Here is an 18515-nt window from a genome sequence, read left to right on the forward strand (position 1 = left end):
GTTGCGACGCTGAGAGTCAGCTAGTCGCTGAGTTTGGTGAGCTGCAATAGCCCGTCGCCGACGGGAATCAGAGAACTGATCACTGCCTCGGATTGGGCGATCTCTGTGAGCAGCGAACGGAAGTGTGAGACTGTTGCGTCGCGCTGTGCCGGGTCGGCGACGCGGTCGCGCCAGAGGGCGTGAGCAACAGCAACCACGCCACCGGGACGCACGAGTCGCAGGCCGTGTTCGACATATTCGATCACTGACTGTGGGTCGGCATCGATGAACACCAGGTCGTAGCTTGACTCGTTCATGCGGGGCAAGACTTCGGCAGCTTTCCCGCCGATCTGGCGAACCCGGTTTGCGGGAATATTCGCTTCAGCGAATACAGCGCGGGCCACCTGCTGGTGATCGAGCTCAGAGTCAATGGTGGTGAGCAGTGCTGTTGGGCTTCCGGCGAGCATCCATAGCCCACTGATGCCAACGCCGGTGCCGACTTCGATGATGCTCTTGGCGCTGGTCGCCGCCGCCAGCAGAGCTAGTTGCGCTCCTACTGCCGGGGAGACGGCTTCGATGCCGAGTTCGCTAGAGTGCACACGTGCTGCCGCGATTTCTGGGCGTTCGACAACGAACTCCTCGGCGTACTTCCAGCTCAGCTGCTTGTCTGACACATTGCTCCTATCACTGCCTCAACTGTAGACGCAGCAGGCGTTGCCGCCGGTAAGCTAAACGGGTGTCCTTTGGTCTTAGTTTCGACAAGCTACTCATTATTGGGCTCATTGCTGTCTTTTTGCTTGGCCCAGAACGCTTGCCGTATTACGCGTCTCAGCTCGCTCGGCTCGTTCGATCCCTGCGCGATATGGCCAATGGGGCGAAAGACCGCATGCGTGACGAGATGGGTCCTGACTTCGACGACATCGACTGGAAGAAACTCGATCCTCGGCAGTATGACCCGCGCCGCATCATCCGCGATGCCCTGCTTGACGACGACGACGACACGCCTCCCGTAAAAGTACGCCCGCCACGTTCAACAGCCTATGCGGAGCGTCAGGCTGCCCTCGCCGAGGGCAAGAGCGAACTCGCTACTGGCGAGAAAGCGCCATTCGATAGCGAAGCAACCTAGCGCTGGCGCAAGAACTTGAGAACGCTCAGCAGGGTAATCATGATGCCTGCCATCGCAGCCCACTCGGCGCCAGTTCGCGGCAATTGAAGAATGCCATTCGACTGCGACACTGTGCGTGATTGCACGAACCGCAAGATCCCCTCTGGTCCATTGCGGCGGCCGAGTCCTGAGCTCTTCATGCCGCCCATGGGTGCGTCGACACTCGAAAAGCTGCCACGGTAGCCCTCATTGATGTTCACGCTGCCAGCATCCAGTCGGTCGGCGAGGCGGCGAGCGTGGGCAATGGATCCGCTGAAGATGGATGCGTTCAAACCGAAGTCGCTGTCGTTAGCCCGGTCGATTGCTTCAGCGTCACTCGCGACTGTCGCAATAGCGACGACTGGCCCAAAGGTTTCGTTCGCATAGCACTGCATGTCTTCAGTGACATTGCTGAGCACCGTTGGAGCGAAGAAGTATGGGCCGATCTCGGGTCTGGCATACCCGCCAGCATGCACGATCGCGCCCTTCGCTAGGGCATCGTCGACGTGCTGCTGCACCCGCTCAAGCTGGGCTGCTGAGGTGAGGGAACCGACATCGCCGGAGAAGTCGAGGGCTGCGGTCTGGTTGAGGTCAGTGACTCTGGTGGCGAACTCTCGCGTGAACTCTGTGGCAATTGACTCGTGCACGTAGATGCGTTCAATGGAGACACACAACTGGCCCATGGACGCGTAACAGGCGTAGACGGCGTCCGCGGCAGCCCGAGCGGGGTCGGCGTCGGCGAGCACGAGCAACGGGTTTTTGCCGCCAAGCTCGAGCGATGCACCGATGAGTCGGCCCGCGGCGCGTTCGCCAACTTTAGTGCCGGTGGGTGTTGAGCCTGTAAAACAGACGTAGTCGCAACTGTCGATTACGGCGTTGCCTACTTTGCTGCCGGGGCCTGTAACGATGGGCCAGACTTCGGCGGGGACTCCGGCGTCAATGTACGCCTCACGGGTCGCGAGCATTGAGAGGGCGCCTTGATTGTCTATCTTCTGGATCACTGCGCTTCCGGCAGCGAGCGCCGGAACAATATCCATGGTGCCGAGGGCGATCGGATAGTTCCACGGCGTGACGACCCCAATAAGTTGCTTAGGCGAGTAGCTGACACGGGTGCTCATGAGTAGGGGGATACCAGCGCGACGCCGTTTCGTGGACAGCACTCGTTGTGCCGAGAGAGCGTAGTAACGCGTGACCGTTGCGGCTTGAAATATCTCTTCAAAGGCCTGACCTCTGGTCTTGCCTGACTCGGTCTGTAGCAGGTCGAGTAGCTCTTCGCGGCGCTCCAGCAACAGATCGTGGGCGCGGAGCAGCACGCGGCGGCGGTGGGCGAAGCCGGCTGATTTCCACGCACGCTGGGCTTGACGAGCGGATGCTGCGGCATCCTGAACGTCGCTGATCGAGCTCAGTGGCAGCTCATGCAGGGGTTGCCCGGTGAATGGCGCAATGACGGTAGCGGTGTCGGAGGATGTGAGGCTCAGTTGGGCGACGAGTGCGTCACGGCGTCGAGCTCCAACGAGTGCGGCAAGAGTGTTTGGCGACATGCCCCAACACTAAGACGGGGAGCCACAATTTCGGCGGTGTGTAGCGATAGGCTCACAAAGATGACGACCGCAGCACCGCGAACTCTGACTCGACGCACAATTGCCACCTATGCCATCGGCTCTTTGGGCACGGGAGGCTTTGCTGCCCTGCCTGGCCTTGTGCTGGTGTATTACCTGACAGACACCCTCGGGATCGCCGCTCTCGCCGCGGGAATCTTGGTGACGATTGCCAAAGTCTGGGACGTGCTGATTGATCCGGTGATCGGTGCCAGAAGCGATCGCAGCCTTGCCCATCGCGGAACGCGTCGACCGGTGATGCTCTTGGGTGCGATCCTGCTGCCCATACTTTTCGTGCTGACGTTCGCGGTTCCAGCAGGCATTGGTCCTGTTGCCTCGGGCATCTGGGTTTTCTTGGCTTTTGTTGCCGCCGCGACCGCCTTCAGCATGTTTCAGGTGCCCTACATCGCGTTACCCGCCGAACTGACGAGCGGCTACGACCAGCGCACCAAGTTGCTGGCTACCCGCGTGGTGGTGCTGACCATCGCGATCCTGCTCTTCGGGGCTGGGGCGCCAGAGATTCGTGATGCCTTTGCGGATGAACGGCTCGGCTACCTCGTGATGGCGCTCTCCGCTGCAGCACTCATCGGCGTCTCGCTCATTATCTCCTCGTTTGTTGCCCCGACGGGCACGGTGGCTTCTGCGCCGACAGTGTCGATTGCCGCAACCTACCGGGCCGGAGTTGCCGCGCTCAAGCGCAGCCAACCCTTCCGGGCGCTGCTGCTGACTTTCCTGCTGCAAGGCTTGGCCACCGGAGTGATGCTCGCCGGTGCTCAGTACGTGGCCACCTGGGTGCTTGGTGCCGGAGTCGCGATTCTCTTTGTTTCCCTCATTGGCCCGGCTTTGATCTTCGCCCCGGTTTGGGCGGCAATTTCGCGCCGCATCGGTAAGGAGCGAGCGTTCGTGTGGGCTTCTGCTCTCTACGGCGTCGCAGCGTTGCTCATCGTGTTGCAACTGTGGTGGCCCGGCGCATGGATCTACGCTCCCGTCGCGCTCGCCGGAGCAGGCTACGCCGGAATGCAGGCTCTGCCGATGTCGATGCTGCCCGACGTGATCTCCCACGACTCGCGCCGTCACAAGATCGCTTCAGCCGGCACCTTCGGAGGAGTCTGGACTGCGGGCGAGACCACCGGCATGGCACTCGGAGCAACAGTGCTGACCATTGTGCTCGCGACATCCGGTTACGTCGAATCGGTGGCGAATCAGCTGGTGGCTCAACCCGATTCGGCGATCGCAGGCATAATCATCAGCTTCAGCATCGTGCCCGCCGTGATCATCGGTGTATCGCTGCTGACCTTTGCGCGCTACCCACTGCGCCGACACGACATCGAGCACGCGGACAGCGACTCTGTCCGCGCCAACCTCGCTGACAACTAACCCACTGACACTTTCTCGCTCACGTCTGACCCGCGACGAATGCTTAGGAGCATCATGAACTTCGACCACGAACCCGCCGACATCCTGAAACGACTAGGCGAGCTGCGTCGTGCGGATGCGCCAACTCACGGTGGGCGCGTGCTGTCCTATGTCTACGACTCGGGGTTGGCTGAGCTCGACGAACTGGCCGCCAGTGCCATTCGTGCCGTGCAACCCGTGAACGGCCTCGACCCGACAACGTTCACTTCGGTCGCTGTGATGGAGCGCGAAGTGATTGAGTTTGCGCGGAACCTGCTCGGCGGCGATGCGGATGTCGTCGGCACGGTAACCACGGGAGGTACCGAGAGCTGCCTGCTGGCCGTCAAGACCGCCCGCGATGTGTGGCGCGGTACTGGGTCTTCTGCGCGCGCTGGCACGCCGAGGTTGCTGGCTCCGGTAACGGTGCATGCGGCATTCCAGAAGGCCGCGCATTACTTTGGACTTGAGCTCGATCTGGTTCCGGTTGGACTCGACGGTGTCGTTGCTGCGAAGGATGTGATTGCCCGGTTTGGCGATGATGTTGCGATCGTTGTGGTGTCGGCGCCGAGCTACGCTCACGCGGCGATGGATCCGGTGGTGGAGGTCGCGGCGGCGGCGGCCGAACACGGCATCGCCTGCCACGTTGATGCGTGTATCGGAGGATGGGTGTTGCCCTTCTGGGAGGGCGTCGAGCCGTGGAACTTCACGGTCCCTGGCGTCACGAGCATTAGCGCCGACCTGCACAAGTTTGGTTATGCGCCCAAGGGAGCATCGGTGCTGCTCCAGCGCGACCGCGACCGCCAGCGCGCACAATACTTTGCCACCACCCGCTGGCCGGGCTACCCGATCGTGAACCCCACGATTCTGGGCTCGAAGTCGGCTGGTCCGTTGGCTGCGGCCTGGGCCATCATTCAGGCACTCGGCACGAGCGGTCTGGCCGAGCTCTCCGAGTCGTGCGCGCGCTCCACTCGTGCCCTGCGCGACGTCATCGACGGGATTGAGGGCCTCCGCGTTGTTGGCGACCCGGTGGGTCCGCTGTTGGCTGTGGCATCCGATGAAGTTGTCGCGGCTGACCGCAGGGTCGATGCACATCACTGGGCCGACCAGACGCGAGAGCATGGTTTCTTGCTGCAGCTGCAGCCTTCACTCGTGCAGAGTGACGGCACCATTCTGCCGGCGACAACTCATCTCACAATTACCCCCGTAACCGAGAGTGTGCTCGACGAATTGAGCACCGCCCTGCGATCCGCAGCTGACGAAGTTCGCGGAATCCCTGCGGTGTCTGCTGAAGTCGCGCTCGCAGCCCTGCCCGCCGAGGTGGGGGCGGCGTTGTCTGCTCCGGATGCTCGCCCGCTCAGCTCTGAGCAGGCAGCACAGGTGCTCGCCGCAATCGGTCTTGCCGGCGCTAGCGACGGCCTCCCGGAGCGTATGGCGCCCCTGCTCGCGTTGATTGGTGCGTTACCCGCACCGCTCACGGAGCGCTTGCTCACCGAACTGCTGGCACGCCTAGTGGAACCCACGAGTTAGTGCGGCGACACCGCGGGGGCTTTAGTTCTTTTGAGTGCCTTCGGCGGTGTGCTCGCGTTCGAAGCGCGTAGCTTCATCGACGAGAGCTTTCACGACCGCACGCACTGAGGGGCGCTCGGCTCGGTCGGGGCGAAGCAAGGCTGAGATGAGTCGCGAAGACGGCACGCCTTTGAGCGGCCGTGTGATGAGACCGTTTTCGCGATCTCGGGTGGTGAAGCGCGGCAAGATCGCGATCCCATGCCCGGCCGCAACAACAGCTTCGACAATGCTGTTGTCGGTGAGTCGCTGGGCGACCTTTGCTGGGGCACCGTTGGCGGCTTCGATGCGTCGCAGGATGCGGTCGAATGGTAAACCGGAGGGCACGCCGATCCAGGTTTCGTCAATCAGGTCTGCAGGGGTGAGCGCCGCTTTGCGACCGAGAGGATGATCTTCGGGGAGCGCGACATCCAACGACTCCCGCATGAGAGGAACAATGGCGAGCCCGCGTTCGGTCCAGGCCGGCAGAACGTGGGGGGAGTCGGAGACGACCACGTCGTAGTCGGCGGTGAGGTTGGCCACGTCTTCGAGCACCGAGTCTTGGTCGTTGCAGTACAGCTTGAGTCCCGCGAGACGATCTACCGAGTGCAGAAGCCCGGGCAGCAGCATCTCGCCACCGGTGGGAAAGATCGTCATCGTGACTTCACCGCGGGGAGACTCACGAAAGTCGTTCCAGAGCGCTTCAGCCTTCTCGATTGCTGTCGCCACATCGGCTGCTGTCTGGGCGAGAGCGCGGCCTGCGGAGGTGAGCACGATGCCCCGGCCAACACGTTCAGTGAGGGGGATGCCGGCCTCGCGTTCCAGAATTTTGAGTTGCTGTGAAACGGCGGATGGCGTGCGCATCGTTGCCTTCGCGACCGCGGTGATGCTGCCGCGGTCGGCTAGTTCGCGCAGCAGTTCCAGTCGACGTATCTCCATGTAGATAGCCTACATAGTTAGATAAGAAAGATCATCTTGTTCTAACAGGTTATTCGCGATGAAATATAGACATGAACATCGAACTCGTCATCATTGGGGCCTTGTCCGCATTCGGCATCATCGCAACCGTGCGTGCCGTAGCAACCGACGGATACCGTCGCATCCCCACCCGCCGCTACCACCAGATGCCGTAGCCACCGCCAGCCGGTACACGCAACACCACAGCAACTAGAGCTGTGGTGTTTTTGCGTTAACGGGCACCGCCGCTAATTTGTGCTGAGCCCCAGCTTGCGACCAGCGACGCTGCGCTTGTGCGACCGGAGAGTGGCAGCCAGAGTGTGGATGACCTGGGCCGCCGGATCCTCAGGAGCAGCGATCACTACGGGAACCCCAGAGTCGCCACCTTCGCGAAGGGCGATGCTCAGCGGGATCGAAGCCAACACTGTCACTGGCTCGTCTGGCGTGGAGAGCTTGGCTGCGGCATCCGCCCCACCGCCTGAACCGAACAGTTCGAGTACGCTGCCGTCGGGCTGGGGGAGCCCGGCCATGTTTTCGATGACGCCGATCACGCGCTGACCCGTTTGGCGGGCAACGAGTCCGCTTCGTTCGGCGACATCAGCAGCCGCTGATTGTGGGGTCGTGACGACCACAACGTCAGAATGGGGCAGCAACTGCCCGAGCGAGATCGCCACATCGCCGGTGCCGGGTGGAAGGTCGAGCAGCAGCACATCCAAGTCGCCGAAGAACACATCGGTCAAGAATTGCTGAATGGTGCGGTGCAGCATTGGGCCACGCCACGACACCGCAGTGTTCTCTTCGACAAACATGCCGATCGAAATCACCTTCACGTCGTACGCGACCGGCGGCAAAATCATCTCGCCTACCTGCGTGGGCTTTGCTCCCCGCAGGCCAAGCAGCCCAGGAATCGAGAAGCCAAATACGTCGGCATCAATCACACCGACCCGCAAGCCGCTCTGGGCAAGCGAGACCGCCAGGTTCGCCGTGAGCGTCGACTTGCCCACGCCACCCTTGCCGCTTGTCACTGCCACAATCTGGGTCAGCGAATCGGGCCCGAACTGCATCGTCTTGGGGCGCCCCTTACGCAGCTTCTCGGTGAGGGCATCGCGTTGAGCGCGCGACATGATCGACACGGTCACCGTCACCTCAGAGATGCCCGGCACACGGGCGGTAGCCTCGCGCACGTCGCGTTCGATCGAGGTCGCGGCTGGGCATCCGACAATCGTCAAAGTGAGACCCACGGATGCCGCACCAGCGTCATCGACCGAAACGCCAGAGATCATGTCGAGCTCCGTCACCGGGCGACGAATCTCGGGATCAATCACGGAGGCCAGCGACTGAAGCACCGCAGCCTCTAGCGGACTGGTGTTGGGTGAACCGTCGTCGAACTCAGCGGTCACGAAGACGCCGAGCTCTCATCGTCGGCCTCGGTATCTTTTTCGAGTTCTTCGAGCAGTGCGCGGAGTTCTGAACGAATGAAGTCTTTGCTGGCCAAATCGGTCATTGCCAAACGCAGCGCAACAACTTCGCGGGCGAGGTATTCGGTGTCGTTGAGGTTGCGCTCGGCACGCTGACGATCTTGCTCGATCTGAACACGGTCCCGGTCATCTTGACGGTTCTGGGCGAGCAGAATCATTGGTGCCGCGTACGACGCCTGCAGCGACAGGATCAGCGTCAGCAACGTGAAGTTGGTGGCGCGGGGGTCAAACTGGGCGCCAATTGGTGCGCTGGTGTTGTAAATCAACCACACGCCAACGAAGGCGGATAGCCCAACCAGAAACCACGGCGTGCCCATGCCGCGAGCGAAAGCTTCGGAGTACCGCCCCATGCGATCGCGACTTTGGAACATGCCAAAACCGCTGCGAAGACCCTTGGGAGTGTCAAGGCGCAGTTCGTTGCGCTGTGATCGAAGTGACCGTTTAGCTGGTGCCACGTGGTGCCCTCCCTGCGCGAATTGCTTTCTGCTGAACGATGGTTAGCGGTCTTGTAGAAGTGTCGTCGAAGCTGGCCGACTCGTCGGTGGTACTTCGCCAGTCATCGGGAAGCAGATGGTCAAGCACGTCGTCAATGGTCACCACCCCGAGCAGTCGATGGTTGTCATCAACCACGGGAACTGACACCAGGTCGTAGCTGGCGAGGATGCGCGAAACTTCTGCCGCTGTTGTCGACGAGCGTACCGGCTCAAGGGACTGGTCGATCAAAGCACCGAGTCGTTCATTGGGTGGGTAGCGCAGCATCCGCTGAAAATGAACCATGCCAAGCAAGCGACCGGTCGGTGGTTCGTAGGGCGGCAGTGTGACGCAGATTGCGGCTCCCAGTGCCGGGGCAAGTTCGTGTCGACGGATGAGGGCAAGGCCCTCAGCAACCGTGGCGTCAGCAGACACAATGATGGGCTCGGTGGTCATGAGCCCACCGGCAGTGTCGGAGTCGTAGGTCAGGAGAAAACGAACGTCTTCGGCTTCTTCGGGCTCCATGAGATCGAGGAGAGTCTCGCCACGCTCATCGGTGAGGTGGGCGATAAGGTCGGCCGCGTCATCCGGCTGCATCTGATCGAGAACGTCGGCAGCACGATTGTCATCGAGCTTGTTGAGCAGGTCAACTTGCTCTTTTTCGGGCATCTCTTCGAGCACGTCGGCGAGACGATCATCGGAGAGTTCTTCCGCGACTTCCATCATGCGCTGCTCAGGAAGTTCGAGCATGGCGTTAGCAAGGTCGGCAGGCAAGAGATCAGAGAAGCTCGCAACGAGCTGGGTAGCCGACTGTGCCTCACCCTTATGCGCGTTGTGTTTGATTTCATCCCACGCAGCAAAATCGGTGGCGCCCTTGGCAAAGAGCGGTGCGCCAGTGGCCTTGGGGCGACGCAGGAAGAGCTGGTTGATCTCCCACTCGCCAATGTCGACCTCTTCGATCGCGACGTCTTCGATTTGGGCTTCGCCAGAACCATCGCGCATACCGACGCGGCGGCCGAGCAGTTCTGCCATTACACGGATCTCGCCACCACGCAGCTCAAAGCGACGCAGATTGAGGAGGCCCGTGGTGATGATCTGCCCAGAGCCGATGCTTGTCACTCGGCCAATGGAGAGAAAAACGTGACGCTTGCCCGGAACTTCGGCAATCATTCCGACAACGCGCGGACTCGCATCAGAGCGCTCGACAACGAGCACATCGCGAACCTTGCCAACGCGGTCTCCATTGGGGTCGAAGACCGAGCAGCCCACCAATCGGGCGACGAATACTCTTGAGGTGCTCACAACTAAAACCATACCCTTGCATGGGACAATGAACCGATGAGTAACTTCAGTGGATTCTCCCGCCGTGCGCGGCAACAGTCGAGCGTGCCGCGCGGAGACGTTCTCGGCAGCTACAACAGCTATACCGACGCACAGAGCGTAATCAACCAGCTCGCCAAAGCAGAATTCGACGTTAAGGGCATCGCCATCGTCGGTCGCGACCTCACCACCGTCGAGGTAGTCACGACCCGCCTCAGCTACGGCCGTGGAGCACTCGCTGGCGCGACTACGGGAGCGTGGCTCGGTATGTTTTTCGGCCTGATCACCACGATCATCGCGCCGGTAACGCCGCAGCAGATTGGCATCTTCTTCGCCGCGATCCTTACCGGTGCGGGCATTGGAATGATCTTCGGAGTCGTCAACTACTCCATGATGCGCAAGCGTCGCGACTATGCGGCAACGTCACAACTCATCGCCGATCGCTACGAGATCATCATCTCGTCCGATCTCGCAGCCAAGGCGCACCGCGTTCTTGGCACTGCCCCTGCTGGGCTGCATGGTGTGCACGCGGCACCGCACGTGCCAAGCCCATCAGACGCGATCGACAGCAACGACTCCGACGAGACCGGCAAATAGCGGCTACTGCCGCGTAGCGTGAAGTCGTGGCCGGTGGTTAGGCGCGCGCCGAGCTTTCGCTGACGCGCGCCTTCAGAACTACGAGCGGGCGATCCACGCTTCGACGGCATCCGCGGTTCGCGGGATGTTGACCGACATGTTTTCGGCGCCATCTTCTGTCACGAGAATGTCGTCTTCGATGCGCACACCAATGCCGCGGTACTCCTCGGGAACGGTGAGGTCGTCAGGCTGGAAGTAGAGGCCGGGTTCGATCGTGAAGACCATGCCGGGCTCAAGCACACCATCGAGGTACATGTCGCGACGAGCTGCAGCGCAGTCGTGCACGTCAATGCCGAGGTGATGGCTGGTGCCGTGAACCATATAACGACGGTGGAACTGGTTGTCCGGAAGCATCGACTCTGCGGCAGAAACAGGCAGCAGGCCCCACTCGGCGGTCTTCTCAGCGATTACTCGCATTGCTTCGGCGTGGATGTCGCGGAACTTGATTCCGGGGCGCACGATCGCAAACGCAGCGTCTGCCGCTTCCAACACAGCGTCGTACACGCGACGCTGAATCTCGGTGAACGTTCCGCTGATGGGCAGCGTGCGAGTGATATCTGCGGTGTAGTAGCTGTCGAGCTCGATGCCAGCATCGATCAGGATCAGGTCGCCAGGCTTCACGGGGCCGTCGTTGCGGGTCCAGTGCAGTACACAGGCGTGCGGACCTGATGCGGCGATCGTGTCGTAGCCGACGGTGTTGCCTTCGGCGCGAGCGCGACGGTTGAAGGTGCCCTCCACGAGGCGCTCACCGCGAGCGTGCACAACAATGTTGGGCAGGTCGGCAACCACATCGTTGAAACCCTGCTGGGTGGCGTTGACCGCAGCGCGCATTTCTTCAACCTCGTAGGCATCCTTCACGAGACGCAGCTCGCTCAAATCGCGGCTGAGGTCGCTATCGCCGTCGTGCTCAAGGGCTTCAGAATCGGCGGTCAGGAGACGGCGACCATCAACCTGATCGGTCACGTCGCGGTCACCATCGCGCACGATGAGCGTTGTGGCATCGACGAGGTCGAGCACAGCCTCAAAGTCAGCAAGTGGCAGAGTCTCGAGGCCGAGATCGGTTGCTACGTTGCTGAGCGACGGGCGTGGGCCGGTCCAAAATTCTCCGACATCCGAGTTCGCATAAAACTCGGTGGTGTCGCGGCCAGCGGCCGGGCGAAAGTAGAGGGTGGCGGTGTGGCCAGCATCAGTCGGCTCCATCACGAGCACACTGCCGGGTACGACATCTGAGCCCCAACCGGTGAGGTGGGCGAAGGTGGAGTGAGCACGGAATGGGTAGTCAGTGTCGTTGGAACGAACTTTGGCGGCGCCGGCCGGAACAATCAGTCGCTTGCCCGGGTGGAGCTGCGAGAGTCGGGCGCGGCGGTCAGCAGCAAACGCTGCCTGATCGCGCGGAATTACATCGACTTCAACGCGCTCAGCCCATCCAGAAGAGATGTAGTCAGAGAATCCTGAAGACTGGGGAGTCGTTGAGCGGTTAGAGGTCGCGCGGGGGGTGGGTGCTGATGAATCTGCCATACATCTAGTGTCGCCCCTAGGGGGCTAAAAGGCACTATTGGGTTGGCGAGAGGGTGGCCAGGATCGGCCGGTGGTCGCTCCCATTGCCATCGTGAGACTCGATGACACGCATCCCAGAAGTCGACCAGTCGCTCGAGGACATCACGTGGTCGATCGGGGCCCCAAGTAATGCTGGCAGCTGTGTCGGCCAAGTGCCGATCGCAGCATTGTCGGTAACGGAGGCGGCATCGATGCAACTGCCGAGCGCAAAGTCTGCGCCGTCGGTGAGTGAGGCATAGTGATCGAGCGTTGAGTTGAAATCGCCGGCCAGAATGATGTTGCTTGAGCGGCACTGTTCGGCAAGCCACTCGAGGTCGTTGCGCCAATTAGTCATTTCGCCATTAATCGGCGAAACAGCATGCACCGCAATAAACGTGGGGCCTTCGCCATCTTGCGGCACCGCCACCAGGCTGGGCAGTGTCGATGTGGTGCGGGTAGAGAGGTCAACATCGTATTCGCCCAACGCTGCGCTGATCAGAATCGTCGTGGAACGCGACTTCGATACCTCGTCATAGGCGAGCGTATGAACCCACATGGGGCGATCGGCGTCGCCCATCAACTGGGCAATCTCAAAGCCCAACTCACGGGTAGTTTCGGGCAGCGTCACGACATCCGCATCATTCAGCAGTGCGAGTTCAGCGATAGTCGAGGCGCCCGGCGCATCGCCGAGCGTGTTCCACGAGAGCACCGTGACATCGCCCTCAGCTTTGGTCTCGAACCCAGGGTTGCCGAAACCGCGCGTTGCCAATACAACAAGGCTCAGCGCACTGAACGCGAGCGCGACAATGGCGAGGGATGCCGTGAAACGGTGCATGCGAACCGAAAGTAGAGAGATCAGCGTCAACCCCAGCACCGCAACAAATGCCACGGCGGCAGCAAGGCCGCGCAGCGAAACCACTTGGGCGACTCCCACCGCCTGTTCGAGAGAAAACAGCTGAGGCCAAGCCGCGACAATAAGGGCGGCGGCGATAGCGACAATAAAGGTCGCTGCAAGGATGCGTTGAAACATAGCGACCTGAGCTTAGAGCAATAGGCTTGCACAATGCGCAACACACCGATCGACCTGCACACTCACAGTGCGGTGTCTGACGGCACCGAAACTCCTACCCAGCTGGTTCGGTCTGCCAAGAGGGCGGGGCTCGGCACTGTCGCGCTCACCGACCATGACTCCACTGCGGGCTGGCAGGAGGCGATCTCGGCCGCCGCCAGTTCAGAGATCAACGTGATTCCTGGCATGGAACTGAGCACCAACTATGGCCCAGCGAGCGTGCATGTGCTCGCCTACCTTTTTGACCCCCTCAACCGCACCATCGTCACCGAGACGGCACGCATTCGGGATGGTCGACTGCGCCGGGCTGAACGCATTGTCGAGAAGATCGCTCTCGACTATGACATCAGTTGGGATGACGTACTCGCCGAATCGTCAAACGGAACAACCTTGGGTCGGCCGCACATTGCCGATGCACTCGTACGCAAAGGGCACGTCGCCAACCGCAGCGCGGCGTTTGAGAGCATCCTGCACTGGCAGGGTGGCTACTACGAGAAGTACTACGCCCCGAGCCCGCTCGAGGGAGTGAAGATGATCGTTGCCGCCGGCGGAGTGCCCGTGCTCGCGCATCCGGCAGCCCACGGAAAGTACCGCCAACTCACCGGTTCAGTGATCAAATCGCTGGCAGACGAAGGCCTTTTTGGACTTGAAGTCAACCATCGAGACAACTTGCCCGAGGGCCGCGAATTCTTGCTCGAACTGTGCGCCAAGTATGGGTTGGAAGCCACCGGGGCCAGCGACTATCACGGGATGGGTAAGCCAAATCGCCTCGGGGAAAACACCACCGATCCAGAGGTGCTCGACAAAATCATTGCGCGGGCAACCGGATCGAAACCATTCATCACTACCGCCACGACATAGACACTGCGCCGCCGCGACGTCAGCGCTCACCATTCACCCCGCCGAGTAGGAGACAGTATGACCAGTAACGCCGAGCAGTGGAACGCCCTCACCCCGGAACTGCTGCGGAGCCGTGGTAGCAACAAATGGACCGCGACCGAAGGTGAACTGCTGTGTGCCGGTGTTGCGGAAATGGACTTTGGCACAGCGCCGGCTGTTCTCCACGAATGGGCGTCGATCGCTGAGCGTCTCGAATTCGGGTACCCCAATGAGTCGGTTGCGCGAGAGATGAGCGCTGCGACAGCGAAATGGCACAACGAACAGTACGGCTGGGCGGTGGATGCCGCAGACATCTTCCCGCTGGCCGACGTGATCAAAGGGCTTGAGCTGGCTATCGTCGAATTCAGCAAGCCCGGGGCGCCCGTGATCGTGCCAACCCCGGCCTACATGCCGTTCTTGCTCGTCCCGAAGATCTTCGACCGCGAAGTCATCGAGTCACCCATGCTGCGCGGCGACGATGGCAGCTTTGCGCTCGACCTCGACGGCATCGCCAAGCACTTTGCTGCCGGTGCCAACCTGCTCGTGCTCGCTAACCCCGGAAACCCCACAGGCAAGGTTTACTCGCGCGACGAACTGTCTGCGCTCGCCGACGTTGCTGACGCCCACGGCGCCCGCGTCTTTAGCGACGAGATTCACTCCCCACTCACTCTGTTCGGCAATCGCCATGTACCGCTAGCGAGCGTCTCGGATGCCGGAGCACGTGTCTCGATCACCGCAACAAGCACGTCAAAGGCTTTCAACCTTCCCGGGCTCAAGTGTGCGCAGATCATCCTGAGCAATGACACCGATCGCTCTCTCTGGGAGACGATTGGCTGGATGGCGTCTCACGGGGCAAGCACCCCTGGTATGCGCCTGAACACTGCTGCCTACCTTGAGGGCGAGGCGTGGCTGGGTGACGTTCGCGAATACGTCGAGGGCAACATTGAGTACCTGCGGGCAGCGCTCGCGGAACAGCTTCCCGACGCACAGATGGCTCCGATGCAGGGCACCTATCTGGCATGGGTCGACTTGCGTGCGTATTCGGAGGAGCCAGAACTCGCGGAAATGTTGGCCGAGAAGGCGGGCATCCGAGTCAATGGTGGTGTCGGCTACGGTGCTGTTGGTGCTGGCCACATTCGTGTGAACTTGGCGACCTCGCGCCCCATCCTTGAGCGGATAGTTGCGCAGCTCGCTGCGGCAATGACCGCCTAGCAGACGCGCGCTGAGGCGGGCGTGCTGCTCCAGCCGTCTGTGCTGAGGCGCCGTTCGAGCGAGTCGAGGATGAGGTCGAGCCCGATCTCGAACTCGTTGGCGTAGCTGTAGCCGGGCAACATCGCGTGACCGACTGCGATCTCCGTCAAGTGGGGAAACTCGTCAGCGGTCATGTCGTGCACGATCGATTCGGCAACCTCCGTGAGCTCTTCGGGCGTGCTGAACGGCAGACTTACCTGCTGGAGAACGAATCCGTAGACGTAGCTGTCGAGTGCGGAGAACGCGTGGGCGGCACCGGCGATGGAGAATCCGCCGACCCGGAGTGCCCCGATCACTGCATCATGGTGACGGAGGGTGGCATGCCCGGGGTCGCGGCGAGAGTCCATGAGCCCGACTGCCCACGAGTGACGCACGAGCACCTCGCGGGCGGAGAGAGCGCGAGAGTGCATTGCGGTGCGCCATCCGTCAGCTTTATCTGGCAGGTCGATCTCGGCGAAAACGATGTCGACGAGGCCCGTGAGGATCGCGTCTTTGTTGGGCAGATGGTAATAGATTGACATTGCTTCGACACCGATGCGGTCGGCAAGCTTTCGCATCGTGAGGGCCTCGACCCCCTCAGCGTCTGCGAGGTCAAGGGCGGCCGCGAGAACAGATGCTCGGGAGACGGGCGGGCGCTTCTTCGTCGGCTTCGCTGCTGCTGGCTTCGCTGTCCCTCGATCGACCATGTGGGCTCGCTTTCTTTCGGTGCGCTACTTGACTATCTTACCGTGTAAGGTAATCTTACATCGTAAGGTAATTCTACGGCGAAGGAGCAGACAGTGACCGCACCACAGGCCACACCGGAACGCGACGACGTGAGCACGGCATCCACGCGCAAACGAGTCTGCATCGTGGGGATCTCAGGAAAACTCGGGCAATACATGGCCAGCCATGCGCTCGACCGCGGCTACGACGTCGTCGGAGTGTGTCGACCGAAGAGCGTCGCCAAGCTGGCAGAGTTCGGCGACAGCATCACGGTGATCCCGGGGGAGACCTCCGATCGCGCCGTCATCGAGCGTGCCGTTGCGGGCGCCGACGCGGTGCTCACCGTGCTCGTGCCTTGGGGTATGCGCAACTATGCTTCCCGCACCGCGCAGGCGGTCCTCGACTTTGCGCCAGCACAAGCACGACTGATCTTTTCGTGTGGCTGGCATGTGCGCGCGAGCGACGCCGACGTCTACTCACGACGCTTTTTGGCGACCGTAGCCATCGCATCGTGGCTCGCCAAGTTTGTGCGCGCAGTCGATATTGCCGACCAGATTCGCGCCGCCGACCGCGTCTTCGCCAGTAAGACCCGCTGGACTCTGGTGCGCGGCAGCGACCTCGAAGAAGGCGAGAGCGAAGGCCTCCCCGTCTGGGGCACCTACGTCGGCGACCCCATTCTCGCCAGCAACCTCACCCGCCGCACCGATTTCGCGCTCTTCATGGTCGAAGCCATCACGCACGACGCGCTCATTGGGCAAGCACCTGCGATCGTCGGATGCCGCAGCGGGTCCGCCCTCGCGCACGCGGCGTCACTTCACGCCTAGCCTTCGAAAACCGGCTAGCGCCCGACCGGACGTGGCCCACTGTGTCTGTACCCGTTCTTGCGCACGCACGACAATCAGCGGTCGTGGCACACTAAACGCATGAGCGTAGTCGAGAACTCAAAACTCACCATCGTAGGAGCTGGCAGTGTGGGCGCAAGCGCCGCGTATGCCGCCCTGATCAGGGGGTCGGCCCGCCAGATCGCGCTGTACGACATCGCTACAAAGAAAGTCGATGCCGAAGTGCTCGACCTAGCCCACGGCACACAGTTCACGGGGTCAAGTCAGATAATGGGCGGAAGTGATATTTCTGTCGTCAAGGGGTCGCACGTCGTCGTGATCACCGCTGGGGCAAAGCAGAACCCCGGCCAGACTCGCATTGAGCTTGCCGACGTCAACGCTCGCATTCTGGGGTCGATGATGCCGCAGCTCATGGAGGTCGCTCCCGACGCGATCTACGTCATCGTGACAAACCCCTGCGATGTGCTTACGGTGCTCGCCCAAGAGCAGTCTGGCCTCCCGCCCGAGCGTATTTTCGCTTCCGGTACAGTGCTCGACACTTCACGTCTGCGGTGGAAGCTCGCAGCACGCGCAGGCGTATCGCCATCCAGCGTCCACGCGTCGATCGTTGGAGAGCACGGCGACTCTGAATTCCCGCTATGGTCGCGGGCCACGATCGGTGGTGTTCCGGTTCTTGAATGGGAACGCGAAGGCCACCCGCGAATGACGCAAGCGGAGCTCGACGAAATCGCCATCGGCGTCCGCGACGCCGCCTACAAGGTGATCGAAGGCAAGGGCGCGACGAACTACGCCATCGGTTTGTCGACCGCCCATATCGTCGAGGCCATTTTCGGCGACAAACACTCCATCATGCCTGTCGCTCCCGTGCTCACCGACTTCCACGGACTCAGTGGCGTCGCGCTCTCGGTGCCATGCATCGTTAGTGCTTCGGGGGCAACCCCGATCAAGGAAACCGCGTTTAGCGAGAGGGAGATGCGCCTCCTCACCGAGTCGGCGACCACACTCCGTGGCGTCGCCGACTCGCTACGACCGAAGTCAGGCCAGAGGTAGGGCTCGACGAGTACGTTTCACTAGCTGACAGCGATTGGCTTAGCGATTCCTGACGCGTTCGACTGAGCATCCGCGAAGTTGCTGTCGACTAGTACGCGGCAATCCTCGATTGCGCTACGGAGCAGTACTCTCATGCGCTCGTTGGCGCTTGGCGAGCAGGCCTGGGCGATACCAAGCACCGCAGTGCGGATGATGGACTCGGTCATTCGCGTAACGGCTCGACCCCGACGTTCGACACCGTGCTCAGCGATGAACCTTCGCGCCCAATGTTCGGCATACGGAGCTTGAGCGAAAGCTGAAGCCACACCGACCGTCAGAGTTGAGTCAGCCAAGGGCTGAAATTTAGCCAGCTGTGACTGGATAGCAATGATGCCGACTGCGAGCGCTCGTTGACGTTCCTCGCTGGCAATTGGCAGCGCCATTGTCGCCGCTCGCAGCGCGATGCGAAGTTCCACTCGCGGATCGGCGCTGGTCACGCCGATAACCGAAGGTATGAGTTCGGCCAGCTCCGACCGGTCTCCGTCAGAAGTGCAGTCGTTGACCAAACGGGCCAAGAGGGCTAGCTGTAGTTCCCCGGGAGGTTGTGGATGCGGTCTGATGGTGTTTGGCCGCCGATGCCTGTGTGGGGTCTGTGGTGATTGTAGCTGTGGAGCCAGGCTGGGT

20 protein-coding genes are annotated in these 18515 nt (G+C 61.4%); 9 read left to right on the forward strand and 11 right to left on the reverse strand.

All coding sequences use genetic code 11. The features are described from left to right. Positions 1–20: 20 nt before the first annotated feature. Complete coding sequence (locus ABD112_RS14065; RefSeq protein ID WP_343926800.1) at positions 21–653, reverse strand: O-methyltransferase; 633 nt, start codon at positions 651–653, stop codon at positions 21–23. A gap of 62 nt (positions 654–715) precedes the next feature. Between ABD112_RS14065 and ABD112_RS14070 the strand changes: the two genes are divergently transcribed. Beyond that, positions 716–1105: a sec-independent translocase gene (locus tag ABD112_RS14070; protein ID WP_343926801.1), complete on the forward strand. Its 390-nt coding sequence runs from the start codon at positions 716–718 to the stop codon at positions 1103–1105. Here ABD112_RS14070 and ABD112_RS14075 read toward each other — a convergent pair. Beyond that, entirely contained in the window at positions 1102–2664 is a 1563-nt protein-coding gene (locus ABD112_RS14075; RefSeq protein ID WP_343926802.1) for a succinic semialdehyde dehydrogenase, read from the reverse strand. The two genes, ABD112_RS14070 and ABD112_RS14075, sit on opposite strands and share 4 nt — an antisense overlap. A gap of 60 nt (positions 2665–2724) precedes the next feature. Here ABD112_RS14075 and ABD112_RS14080 point away from each other — a divergent pair, with 60 nt between their 5' ends. Together ABD112_RS14080 and ABD112_RS14085 are read left to right on the forward strand one after the other, a co-directional pair. Then, a complete protein-coding gene (locus ABD112_RS14080; protein ID WP_343926803.1) occupies positions 2725–4098 on the forward strand; it encodes an MFS transporter in 1374 nt (457 codons plus the stop codon). A 54-nt stretch (positions 4099–4152) separates the two neighbouring features. Next, a complete protein-coding gene (locus ABD112_RS14085; protein ID WP_343926804.1) occupies positions 4153–5643 on the forward strand; it encodes a pyridoxal phosphate-dependent decarboxylase family protein in 1491 nt (496 codons plus the stop codon). A gap of 21 nt (positions 5644–5664) precedes the next feature. Here the strand turns inward: ABD112_RS14085 and ABD112_RS14090 are convergent, their stop codons facing one another. Next, positions 5665–6597 carry a LysR family transcriptional regulator gene (locus tag ABD112_RS14090; RefSeq protein WP_343926805.1) on the reverse strand — a complete coding sequence of 311 codons (933 nt, stop codon included), beginning with the start codon at positions 6595–6597 and terminating at the stop codon, positions 5665–5667. A gap of 71 nt (positions 6598–6668) precedes the next feature. Here ABD112_RS14090 and ABD112_RS14095 point away from each other — a divergent pair, with 71 nt between their 5' ends. Next, the gene (locus ABD112_RS14095) at positions 6669–6791 is read left to right on the forward strand and encodes a hypothetical protein (RefSeq protein ID WP_343926806.1); all 123 of its coding nucleotides are present in this window, start codon (positions 6669–6671) and stop codon (positions 6789–6791) included. 72 nt (positions 6792–6863) lie between these two features. Here the strand turns inward: ABD112_RS14095 and ABD112_RS14100 are convergent, their stop codons facing one another. The 3 genes from ABD112_RS14100 to ABD112_RS14110 are packed head-to-tail and all read right to left on the reverse strand — an operon-like array spanning position 6864 to position 9866. After that, positions 6864–8015, reverse strand: coding sequence for a P-loop NTPase (locus ABD112_RS14100; RefSeq protein ID WP_343926807.1), 1152 nt, complete (start codon positions 8013–8015; stop codon positions 6864–6866). Beyond that, positions 8012–8548 carry a DUF1003 domain-containing protein gene (locus ABD112_RS14105; protein ID WP_425563847.1) on the reverse strand — a complete coding sequence of 179 codons (537 nt, stop codon included), beginning with the start codon at positions 8546–8548 and terminating at the stop codon, positions 8012–8014. Before ABD112_RS14105 ends, ABD112_RS14100 begins: the two co-directional genes overlap by 4 nt. Then, complete coding sequence (locus tag ABD112_RS14110; protein WP_343926808.1) at positions 8535–9866, reverse strand: magnesium transporter MgtE N-terminal domain-containing protein; 1332 nt, start codon at positions 9864–9866, stop codon at positions 8535–8537. Before ABD112_RS14110 ends, ABD112_RS14105 begins: the two co-directional genes overlap by 14 nt. A gap of 36 nt (positions 9867–9902) precedes the next feature. Here ABD112_RS14110 and ABD112_RS14115 point away from each other — a divergent pair, with 36 nt between their 5' ends. Then, a complete protein-coding gene (locus ABD112_RS14115; protein WP_343926809.1) occupies positions 9903–10481 on the forward strand; it encodes a YflT domain-containing protein in 579 nt (192 codons plus the stop codon). Between the two features lie 78 nt (positions 10482–10559). Here ABD112_RS14115 and ABD112_RS14120 read toward each other — a convergent pair whose 3' ends face one another. Beyond that, positions 10560–12038 (reverse strand): aminopeptidase P family protein, encoded by a 1479-nt coding sequence (locus ABD112_RS14120; protein ID WP_343926810.1) that lies wholly within the window; start codon positions 12036–12038, stop codon positions 10560–10562. 34 nt (positions 12039–12072) lie between these two features. Next, a complete protein-coding gene (locus ABD112_RS14125) occupies positions 12073–13086 on the reverse strand; it encodes an endonuclease/exonuclease/phosphatase family protein (protein ID WP_343926811.1) in 1014 nt (337 codons plus the stop codon). 33 nt (positions 13087–13119) lie between these two features. Between ABD112_RS14125 and ABD112_RS14130 the strand changes: the two genes are divergently transcribed. Continuing rightward, entirely contained in the window at positions 13120–13986 is an 867-nt protein-coding gene (locus tag ABD112_RS14130) for a PHP domain-containing protein (protein ID WP_343926812.1), read from the forward strand. 57 nt (positions 13987–14043) lie between these two features. Beyond that, positions 14044–15216 carry a MalY/PatB family protein gene (locus ABD112_RS14135; protein ID WP_343926813.1) on the forward strand — a complete coding sequence of 391 codons (1173 nt, stop codon included), beginning with the start codon at positions 14044–14046 and terminating at the stop codon, positions 15214–15216. Here ABD112_RS14135 and ABD112_RS14140 read toward each other — a convergent pair. Beyond that, entirely contained in the window at positions 15213–15941 is a 729-nt protein-coding gene (locus ABD112_RS14140) for a TetR/AcrR family transcriptional regulator (RefSeq protein WP_343926814.1), read from the reverse strand. The genes ABD112_RS14135 and ABD112_RS14140 overlap by 4 nt on opposite strands. Positions 15942–16034: 93 nt before the next feature. Here ABD112_RS14140 and ABD112_RS14145 point away from each other — a divergent pair, with 93 nt between their 5' ends. Continuing rightward, entirely contained in the window at positions 16035–16784 is a 750-nt protein-coding gene (locus ABD112_RS14145; RefSeq protein WP_343926815.1) for an NAD(P)-dependent oxidoreductase, read from the forward strand. Positions 16785–16883: 99 nt separating this feature from the next. Next, the gene (locus ABD112_RS14150; protein ID WP_343926816.1) at positions 16884–17852 is read left to right on the forward strand and encodes an L-lactate dehydrogenase; all 969 of its coding nucleotides are present in this window, start codon (positions 16884–16886) and stop codon (positions 17850–17852) included. Between the two features lie 20 nt (positions 17853–17872). Here the strand turns inward: ABD112_RS14150 and ABD112_RS14155 are convergent, their stop codons facing one another. Further along, a complete protein-coding gene (locus tag ABD112_RS14155; protein WP_343926817.1) occupies positions 17873–18328 on the reverse strand; it encodes a hypothetical protein in 456 nt (151 codons plus the stop codon). A gap of 83 nt (positions 18329–18411) precedes the next feature. Continuing rightward, positions 18412–18515: integrase core domain-containing protein (locus tag ABD112_RS14160; RefSeq protein WP_343926085.1), on the reverse strand; the 104-nt coding region annotated here is incomplete at its 5' end.

This window comes from Rhodoglobus aureus, assembly GCF_039527955.1.
Lineage (GTDB): Bacteria > Actinomycetota > Actinomycetes > Actinomycetales > Microbacteriaceae > Rhodoglobus > Rhodoglobus aureus.

Excerpts from the sequence above, each read along its gene's own strand:
- ABD112_RS14130 (WP_343926812.1), top strand. The coding sequence starts at position 13,120 with ATGCGCAACACACCGATCGACCTGCACACTCACAGTGCGGTGTCTGAC.
- ABD112_RS14080 (WP_343926803.1), top strand. The coding sequence starts at position 2,725 with ATGACGACCGCAGCACCGCGAACTCTGACTCGACGCACAATTGCCACC.
- ABD112_RS14095 (WP_343926806.1), top strand. The coding sequence starts at position 6,669 with ATGAACATCGAACTCGTCATCATTGGGGCCTTGTCCGCATTCGGCATC.
- ABD112_RS14075 (WP_343926802.1), bottom strand. The coding sequence starts at position 2,664 with ATGTCGCCAAACACTCTTGCCGCACTCGTTGGAGCTCGACGCCGTGAC.
- ABD112_RS14085 (WP_343926804.1), top strand. The coding sequence starts at position 4,153 with ATGAACTTCGACCACGAACCCGCCGACATCCTGAAACGACTAGGCGAG.
- ABD112_RS14150 (WP_343926816.1), top strand. The coding sequence starts at position 16,884 with ATGAGCGTAGTCGAGAACTCAAAACTCACCATCGTAGGAGCTGGCAGT.
- ABD112_RS14125 (WP_343926811.1), bottom strand. The coding sequence starts at position 13,086 with ATGTTTCAACGCATCCTTGCAGCGACCTTTATTGTCGCTATCGCCGCC.
- ABD112_RS14115 (WP_343926809.1), top strand. The coding sequence starts at position 9,903 with ATGAGTAACTTCAGTGGATTCTCCCGCCGTGCGCGGCAACAGTCGAGC.
- ABD112_RS14090 (WP_343926805.1), bottom strand. The coding sequence starts at position 6,597 with ATGGAGATACGTCGACTGGAACTGCTGCGCGAACTAGCCGACCGCGGC.
- ABD112_RS14140 (WP_343926814.1), bottom strand. The coding sequence starts at position 15,941 with ATGGTCGATCGAGGGACAGCGAAGCCAGCAGCAGCGAAGCCGACGAAG.
- ABD112_RS14120 (WP_343926810.1), bottom strand. The coding sequence starts at position 12,038 with ATGGCAGATTCATCAGCACCCACCCCCCGCGCGACCTCTAACCGCTCA.
- ABD112_RS14135 (WP_343926813.1), top strand. The coding sequence starts at position 14,044 with ATGACCAGTAACGCCGAGCAGTGGAACGCCCTCACCCCGGAACTGCTG.